At 71.4% G+C, this 7,200-nt stretch carries 6 protein-coding genes; 2 read left to right on the top strand and 4 right to left on the bottom strand.

From position 1 onward, the window contains the following. Together IE249_RS24735 and IE249_RS24730 are read right to left on the bottom strand one after the other, a co-directional pair. The coding region (locus IE249_RS24735; protein ID WP_229859207.1) for an ABC transporter permease at positions 1–2,152 on the bottom strand (2,152 nt) is incomplete at its 3' end. Continuing rightward, complete coding sequence (locus tag IE249_RS24730; RefSeq protein WP_189708035.1) at positions 2,149–2,937, bottom strand: ABC transporter ATP-binding protein; 789 nt, start codon at positions 2,935–2,937, stop codon at positions 2,149–2,151. The genes IE249_RS24730 and IE249_RS24735, both read right to left, overlap by 4 nt. 508 nt (positions 2,938–3,445) lie before the next feature. On the opposite strand from IE249_RS24730, the gene IE249_RS24725 reads away from it, so the two are divergent. Both IE249_RS24725 and IE249_RS24720 read left to right on the top strand, forming a co-directional pair. Next, the gene (locus IE249_RS24725; RefSeq protein ID WP_189708033.1) at positions 3,446–3,952 is read left to right on the top strand and encodes a DUF485 domain-containing protein; all 507 of its coding nucleotides are present in this window, start codon (positions 3,446–3,448) and stop codon (positions 3,950–3,952) included. Next, complete coding sequence (locus tag IE249_RS24720) at positions 3,949–5,562, top strand: sodium/solute symporter (RefSeq protein WP_189708031.1); 1,614 nt, start codon at positions 3,949–3,951, stop codon at positions 5,560–5,562. The genes IE249_RS24725 and IE249_RS24720 overlap by 4 nt, the downstream gene beginning before the upstream one ends. Before the next feature lie 33 nt (positions 5,563–5,595). Here the strand turns inward: IE249_RS24720 and IE249_RS24715 are convergent, their stop codons facing one another. Beyond that, positions 5,596–6,483: a cellulose-binding protein gene (locus IE249_RS24715; RefSeq protein ID WP_189708029.1), complete on the bottom strand. Its 888-nt coding sequence runs from the start codon at positions 6,481–6,483 to the stop codon at positions 5,596–5,598. Between the two features lie 210 nt (positions 6,484–6,693). Further along, the coding region (locus tag IE249_RS38410) for an SUKH-4 family immunity protein (protein WP_229859206.1) at positions 6,694–7,200 on the bottom strand (507 nt) is incomplete at its 5' end.

Below are 7,200 nucleotides of genomic sequence, written 5' to 3'. Positions count from 1 at the left end.
CCTTCTTGTAGTCGGTCTGGTCGCGCACCTGGTACTGCGGGTACTTCTCCATCGACCGCTTCAGAGCCGCGTACGCCTGCTTCTCCTGGCCGTCCTTGGCCTTGGCGAACATCATCTGGTTCGGCGGAACGCGGTCCTTGGGGACGTACTTCTCCATGGTCGCCAGGCTCAGGTAGCGCGCGCCCTTGTCGAGGGCGCTGTCGTCGCTGGTGATGGCGGCGACCTTGAGCCTGGCGGTCTTCCCGCCCTTGAAGGCGACGGTGATGGTGTCGCCGACGTGCACGCCGTGCTTCTTGGCGTAGTCGGAGCCGACCGACATGGCGTCGTCGCCGTAGGCGGCCTTCAGGTTGCCCTCCGTCGTCGTACGGCGCAGGTCGTCCGCGTACGTCGGGTCGGCGGCGGTGACGCCCTTGTCGTCGGCCTTGCCGTCCGGCGAGGTCAGGGTGGCGTCGAGCACCTTGTAGCGGGTGACGTGCGCGAGGCCCGGGGTCTTCTCCATGGCCTGCTCCGCCTGCGGGACGACCCGCTGGTTGCCCGCGACGATGAAGTCCGCGCCGACCGACTTGTCGAGCTCGGAGGTGGCCGAGGCGACCATGGAGGAGCCGACCACCGACAGGCAGGCGACCAGCGCGAGGCCGATCATCAGGGCGGCGCCCGTGGCGCCCGTGCGCCGGGGGTTGCGCAGGGCGTTGCGCTCGGCCATGCGGCCCACCGGGCCGAAGGCGCGCAGCAGCACCGCACTGATCACCCGGACCACGCCGCCCGCCAGCAGCGGACCGACGACCACGAAGCCGATCAGGGTGAGCACCACGCCGAGGCCGAGGACCAGCGAGCCGTCGCTCGCCTTCTTCGCGGACGCCGCAGCGAACAGGGAGGCGACACCGGCCGCGGTGAGGACCAGGCCGATCACACCGCGCACCCGGCCGGCCTTGCCGTCGGCGGGCGTGCCGGCGTCGCGCAGGGCGGCCATCGGGGAGACCTTGCCGGCGCGGCGGGCCGGCAGATAGGCGGCCAGGACGGTCACGACCACACCGAGCACCAGGCCGGCGACGGGAGTGGTGGCCTTGACCGTGAGGTCCCGGGTGGACAGGTCCATGCCGGCCGCGCCCATGAGCTTCATCAGGCCGACCGCGATGCCGACGCCGGCGCCGATGCCCAGGATCGAGCCGACGATGCCGAGCAGCAGTGCCTCGACCAGCACGGACCGGTTGACCTGGCGGCGGGAGGAGCCGATCGCCCGCATCAGGCCGATCTCGCGGGTGCGCTGGGCGACCAGCATGCTGAAGGTGTTGATGATCAGGAAGATGCCGACCAGGAAGGCGATCCCGGCGAAGCCGAGCATGGCGTACTTGATGACGTCCATGAACGAGCCGACGCTCTTGCGGTTCTCGTCGGCGTTCTCCTTGGCCGTCTGGATCTTGTACGAGCCGGTGCCGGCGAGCGTCCGCGTGACGTTCTGCTTGAGCTGCTCGTCCGATACGCCGGAGGCGGCGGTGACGTTGATGTGGGTGAACCGGCCGGTGGCGCCGAGGAGTTCGCGCTGCGCGGTGGGCGTGTCGAACCAGACGATGGCCGCGCCGGGGTTGGTCACCTTGAAGGTGGCGATGCCGACGACGCGCGCCTTGAAGTCGCCGGTCTGCGCGATGGTGCGCAGCTCGTCACCGATCTTGAGGTGATGCTTGTCGGCGGTGTCGGCGTCGACAAGCATCTCCGTCGGCCCGCGCGGGGCGTGACCGGAGGTGATCTCCATCGACTTCAGGTCGTTGTCGCTCCAGTTGCCGGCGATGGTCGGGGCGCCGGTGGAGGAGCCCATGTTCTTGTTGTCGTCGTTGACGACGGTGACGTTCGAGGAACTGACGCCGCCTTCGGCCGACTTGACGCCCTCGGCCTGCCGGGCCCGGGCCAGCGCCGAGGCGGGCAGCGACTCGGGCACTCCGCCCTGCGGGGTCTCGTCCACCTTGGCGGCCTTCGGGGAGACCGTCACGTCGGAGGCGGTCACCGCGAACAGCTTGTCGAACGTCGTGTTCATGGTGTCGGTGAACACCAGCGTGCCGCACACGAAGGCCACCGACAGCAGGACCGCCACGGCGGACAGCGCCATGCGTCCCTTGTGCGCGAAGAAGTTGCGCAGGGAGGTCTTCAGGACGGTCATGACGTACGTCCCCGGGCGTCGAAGTCCTTCATCCGGTCCAGGACCTGGTCGGCGGTGGGGTTGTACATCTCGTCGACGATCCGGCCGTCGGCGAGGTACAGCACCCGGTCCGCGTAGGAGGCGGCCACCGGGTCGTGGGTGACCATCACGATGGTCTGGCCGAGCTCGTCCACCGAGCGGCGCAGGAAGCCCAGCACCTCGGCGCCCGCGCGGGAGTCGAGGTTTCCGGTGGGCTCGTCACCGAAGATGATCTCGGGTCGGGCGGCCAGCGCCCGGGCCACGGCGACGCGCTGCTGCTGGCCGCCGGAGAGCTGGTTCGGGCGGTGCTTGAGGCGGCCGGCCAGGCCCACCGTCTCCACGACCCGGTCCAGCCACGCCTTGTCGGGCTTGCGGCCGGCGATGTCCATGGGCAGGGTGATGTTCTCGAGCGCGCTCAGCGTCGGGAGCAGGTTGAACGCCTGGAAGATGAAGCCGATCCGGTCCCGGCGGAGCTGGGTGAGCTTCTTGTCCTTCAGGCCGGTGATCTCGGTCTCGTCCAGGTGTATCTGACCGCTCGTCACGGTGTCGAGGCCGGCGAGGCAGTGCATCAGGGTGGACTTGCCGGAGCCCGAGGGGCCCATGATCGCGGTGAACTGGCCGCGGGCGATGTCCACGTCGACGTGGTCGAGGGCGACGACCCGGGTCTCCCCGGCCCCGTAGGCCTTCACGACCTGCCGCGCCCGCGCGGCAACGGCCGTAGTCCCTCCAGTACCCCCGTGCCTGGGAATGGTCACAGCCGATGTCACGGTGCGTCTCCTACTGTCGATGAGCGGATGAGCCACGCGCGCTGCCGCGCGCGGTGTGTGTCACGCGCTGCCTGCAACGCGCTGCCGGTGACGAGTCTGGTCGGCGAAGTCCCGCGGCGCGCTGGTGCCCATCGCAGTCTTCCGCTGGGGAAAACCCCACCCCAGTCGTTCCGTCCACCGCCCCCCGGCGGCGTAAAGCCAGGTTAAGGAGGACGGGGGTGTCTCCTCGTCCTCCGCCGGGACGAACCCTCCCCGAGCCTCAGTACGGAGCAACCCCTAGGGGCTGTCCACCGACAGGTGGATGTCTTCTCAGGGTTGCCTCCACCCACCGGCCCACTCACCCTCCACCCTTCCGTCGCGTCAGGGTCAAGGGCGCACAACAAGTAAGCGCATACCGACCGCTCAGTTTGGCCAAAACGCCGCGCGTCCCCGGGGCGCCGAGTAGCGTGCGTGGCTCGCACCCCCACTCCCCACCTCCCTGCCAGAGCCGCCACTCGAGGAGACCGGGATGTCGTACGAGCCGCTCTCGTCACACCCGCCGTACCAGTACCCCCCACCCGCGCCGCCGCAGTACGCCGCTCCCCGGCACCAGGCGTCACCGCCGTACGCCGTCCCCCAGCACCAGGCGCCGCCGTACGCCACCTACCCCTGGCAGCCGCCCGCGCCGCCGGAGCCGGAGGCCGGGCCGCGTTCGCCGCGGCGGCCCGCGCTCGGGCACCACAGCGACCTGCGGATCCTGCGCGGCGCCTACCGCTGGCAGCGGCGCGTGGCCACCCTCACCGCCCTCGGCTACTTCACGCTGTTCCTGATCCTGTCCGCCTTCGCCCCGTCCTTCATGACCGGCGAGGTCGCCGACGGACTGCCCACCGGGCTGCTGCTCGCCCTGGTCCAACTGCCCGTCACCTGGCTGGCGACGGCCCTGTACGAGTACACCGCGCGCCGGCGCGTCGACCCCATCGCCGACCGGATACGCAAGCAGGCCGAGGTCGACGCCAAGCGGGAGGCGGCACGATGACCGCGCAGTTCAGCGGGTCGGCGCAGACCATGTCCCTGGTGGCGTTCACGTCCGTCGCCACCATCACGCTGCTGCTGTGCGTGATGACCGGCCCGGACCGCGACGACCTCGACGAGTTCTACACCGGCTACGGCTCCCTGTCCCCGATGCGCAACGGCCTGGCCATCGCGGGCGACTACATCTCCGCGGCGAGCGTGCTGGGCACCGGCGGGGTGATCGCCCTGTGCGGCTACGACGGGATCGTGCTCGCGCTGAGCACCGCGCTGTCACTGATGCTGATGATGTTCCTGCTCGCCGAACCCCTGCGCAACGCGGGCCGGTTCACCATGGGTGACGCGCTCGCCCGGCGGATGCCCGGCCGCGCGGTCCGCGTCACGGCCTGCGTGGTGACCATCGCGGCGCTGGTGCCGCTGATGCTGGTGCAACTGGCCGGCACCGGACAGCTGCTGGCCTTCATCCTCGGGTTCTCCAGCGACGCGCTGAAGACCGGCTGTGTGATCGGCCTCGGCGTGCTGATGATCAGCTACGCGGCGATCGGCGGGATGAAGGGCACGGCCCTCATCCAGATCCTGAAGATCGTGATGCTGCTCGGCTCCGGCGCGGTGGTCGCCCTGCTCGTCCTGCGCCGCTTCGACTGGGACCCGGGGACGCTGTTCGACGCGGCGGCGCGGCAGAGCGGGGTCGGCTCCGCCTTCCTGCACTCGGGGCTGGAGTTCGCCGGCGGCCGCAACCCCCGCCTCGACATGATCACCTCCGAGCTGACGGTGGTGCTGGGGGGCGCCTGCCTGCCCCACGTCACCATGCGCACGTACACCGCCTCCAGCGCCCGGCAGGTGCGCAGGTCGATGTCCTGGGCGGTCTCCAGCGTGGCGCTGTTCGTGCTGGTCGTCACGGTGGTCGGGTTCGGGGCGACCGCGCTGATCGGGAGGTCGGTGATCGCGCAGGCCGATCCGCAGGGCAACACGGCGTATCTGCTGGGCTCGCGGGCGGCCTTCGGCGCGGACGTGTCGACGGGCGAGACCTTCCTGTTCACCACGGTCACCACCGCGCTGTTCCTGACGCTGCTCGCCTCCGTCGCCGGGATGATCCTCGCCTGCGCCAACTCCCTCGCCCACGACGTCTTCGCCGCCCGGGTGCAGGACATGCCCGCGCCTCGCGAGATGGCGCTGGCCCGGCTGTCGGCGCTGGCGGTGGGCATCCCCACCATCCTGCTGGCCACCCTCGTCCAGCACCGTAGCCTCCAGCCGCTGGTGACCCTGAGCTTCTGCCTGGGCGCCTCCGCCATCGCGCCCGCCCTGGTCTACAGCCTCTTCTGGCGCCGCTACACCCGGACCGGCCTGCTCAGCACGCTGATCGGCGGCACCCTGGCGGTCCTGCTGCTCATGCCGGGCACCAACCTCGTCTCCGGCTCCCCGATCGCCGCCTTCCCGGACTCCGACTTCAACTACTTCCCCTTCACCACCACCGGCCTGGTCACCATCCCGCTCGGCTTCCTCTTCGGCTGGCTCGGCACGCTCGCCTCCGGCCGGCGAAAGGCGGAGGAACAGCGCCACCAGTACGAGGCGGTGGAGGGCTGGATCCTGGCGGGGGCGGTGCGCCGGGGCGGTTGAGCACGGCGCCGGCGCGACGCCCGAAGGGTCTTCCTACGGCGCCCAGGGGCGGCCGGTGAGCGCGGTGATGCTGCTCTGCACCGTGTCCATCTGCTCGCGCACGTCGTCCCACAACTCGCCGTGCTCCCGCAGCATCCGCTCCGTCTCCTGGGAGATCCGCTCCGCGCGCAGCCGGGCGTCGGCCAGCACCTCCGCCGCCCGGGCCCGGCCCTGGTCCGGGGCCCGGCGCGCGAAGGCCTCCGCGTCGGCGAGCGCCCGCGTCGCCTCGGTCAGCGCCGTCTCGGCCGCCGCGACCCGTGACTGGAGGTCCGCCTCGGCCTCGGCCTCCCGCGCGGCCTCGGCACGCTCGGCCCCGGCCAGCCGCTCGGCGTGCTCGCGGGCCTGCTCGGTGAGCATCCCGGAGGTCCGCTGCCGCACCTCACGCAGCGCGGACAGCGCCTCACCGCGGCACGCCTTCACCTCGCGCCGCACCGAGATGCGCAACTCGTCGGCCTCCGCGCGGGCGGCGAGCAGCCGCTGCCGGGCGCGTTCGTCGGCCTCCGTCCGTACGGTGTCGGCGTGTTCCCGCGCGGCCCGCAGCACTTCGTCCGCGTACGCGCGGGCCTCCTCGACCATGCGCTCGGCCTCGGCCCGCGCGCCGTCGCGCACGGCCTGCGCCTCCTGCCGGCCCAGCTCGTACAGCCTCCGGGCGCCCTCGCCGAGCGACTCGTAGGTCTGCTCGCCCAGTTGTGCGACGGTTTCGCGCACCCGGGCGAGCTCGGCCTCCATGTGCCTGGCCAGGACGGTCAGCCGGGCGGCCCGCTCCCAGGCGGCGTCCCTGTCGTCGGAGAGCTCCCGCACGTACGCGTCCACCTGCCGGGGGCGGTAACCGCGTCCCCGTACGGCCGCGAAACCGTGGGGCGACTTCGATGCGCTGCTCATCCCGAACCCTCTCCGCCGAGGTCCCGCCGAACGGACGCGACACGATGATTTCGCGCACATCTTGGGGTATTGGGCGGAAATGTTCATAACGCGACACTCCGGGCGCATGATGCGATCAACCTCGGAATGTGACGGATCAGCAGTGCACAAAAAGGGGCCGGACCTGGTCACATGAACCAGGTCCGGCCCGAGTCCGGGGCGTTCAGGCGCTCACAGCAGCCCGTCCCACATCTGCTCCAGCAGCACCGACCACCAGCTCTCCGGCGAACCGAGCGCCGCCGGGTCGAGCGCGGCGAGCTGCGCCTGGAAGTCGACGGTCCAGCGGCCCGCCTGCTCCTGGTTCAGCCCGAACCGCAGCCGCCACATCCGCCCGAGCAGCGCCAGACAGCGCGCGAACTCCGGCAGCCCGGTGTTCACGAACTGCGGCGGTACGGCCGTACCGCCCGGCCCCGCCTCCACCGGCACCGCCACGATGTTCGCCGTGCCGTACTGGACGCAGAGCGCCTTGCCGAAGTCACTGCCCATCACCAGGTACGAGCCCGCGTCCGGCGCCGGCTGCACCCCTCGCTCGGCCGCCAGCTCCGCCAGCGTCGGCACCGGGCGGCCCGGCTGGGCCTGCGCCCAGAAGAACGGGCCCATGTCGGTGGGCAGGCCGGCCACCACCAGGGTGTGCGCCACGACCGGGGGCACGCCCTGACGGGAGACGGCCGCCTGCTC

Origin of the sequence: Streptomyces anandii JCM 4720 (assembly GCF_014650655.1) — a bacterium.
Classification (GTDB): Bacteria; Actinomycetota; Actinomycetes; order Streptomycetales; family Streptomycetaceae; genus Streptomyces; species Streptomyces anandii.
Note: the sequence above shows the minus strand (reverse complement) of the source record. Positions and strands in the feature narration are given on the sequence as shown.